This is a genomic window from Anaerococcus sp. HMSC068A02, from assembly GCF_001811125.1.
GTDB lineage: Bacteria > Bacillota > Clostridia > Tissierellales > Peptoniphilaceae > Anaerococcus > Anaerococcus vaginalis_C.
Genome location: NZ_KV803759.1, coordinates 1 through 1,274, shown reverse-complemented (window position 1 = coordinate 1,274; position 1,274 = coordinate 1). Strand labels below are relative to the sequence as shown.

Here is a 1,274-nt window from a genome sequence, read left to right as displayed (position 1 = left end):
GGTCAAGCAGCACAAACTATAATAACATACACAATAAAGGCAGCAAAAGAATCAATCAACTTAGAAAAAGAAATAAGAAAAAAGATGAATGAAACTTTAGAAAAAGCAAATGGAAACCTAAAAAGCCTTATGGGCGATGAAATGAAAATAAAAGACCTCTACAAGAAAGGACAACTAGAAAATATAAGCATAGATCAAAGCGACCTCAAAGACTTAAAAAAAGAACTAAACAAACTTGGAGTAAGTTTCTCAGTAATGAAAAACAAAGAAAGTAAAAACTATGAAATATTTTTCCAAGCCAAAGACATAAAAGTAATGGAATATGCCTTTAAGCAAGTCATAGCCAAGGAAAATAAAAAAGAAAAGGAAAGTATCCTAAAGCAAATAAAGAAATACAAAGACCTATCCAAGAACAAGGATAAGACAAAAGAGAAAGTCAAAAGAAAAGTAAAAGAAAAAGTAAAACCAAGTAAAAAAGATATGACCAGAGAAATCTAAGGGAGTAACGAAAAGTTACATCCTTAAATAACCACAATAACAAGACTTCCGAAAATCGGAAATCAAGAATTTCGATTATCGAAAATCAAGAAAGGAGCAGATATGGCAACAAACAAAAGATATTATTGGATAAAATTAAAAGAAGAATTTTTCACAGACAAGAGGATAAAAAGATTAAGGAGAATATCGGGAGGAGATACCTACACGATAATATACCTAAAACTTCTACTACTAAGCCTAAAAGATGAGGGCAAACTCTATTATGACGGAGTAGAAAGTGATTTTATAAAAGAGTTAGCACTAACCATAGATGAAACAGACGATGATGTAATGGTTACAGTTAATTATTTAATCAATCAAGGCTTATTAGAAGTTGTAACAGAAAATGATGAATATTATTTAACTGAAATACCAAACCTAATCGGATCAGAAACAGCCTGGGCAGAGAAAAAAAGAAGATACAGACAAAATAAACAGAGGACATTGTCCTTAATGAGTCCAACCCATGTCCGACAAGAGATAGAGATAGAGAAAGATATAGAGATAGATAAAGATAAAGAGAGAGAGGGAGAGATAGATAAAAAGTCCACCCCCATCTTTTATGGAGAATTCAAAAATGTAAGGCTAAGCAAAGAAGAATATAAAAATCTAAAAGAAAAATTAAACTCACACACAGAAATAATGATAAACAAACTATCAAGATACATGGAAAGCAGTGGTAAGACCTATCAAAACCACTATGTGACAATCTTAAAATGGTATGAAGAAGATAAAGA

General features: G+C 31.1%; 2 protein-coding genes. Both read left to right on the top strand.

What is annotated here, in order from left to right:
* Positions 1-498 (top strand): PcfB family protein (locus HMPREF2782_RS05385; RefSeq protein WP_261668682.1); only part of this gene is annotated, 498 nt, incomplete at its 5' end.
* Between the two features lie 102 nt (positions 499-600).
* Positions 601-1,274 (top strand): phage replisome organizer N-terminal domain-containing protein (locus tag HMPREF2782_RS05380; protein WP_070641395.1); only part of this gene is annotated, 674 nt, incomplete at its 3' end.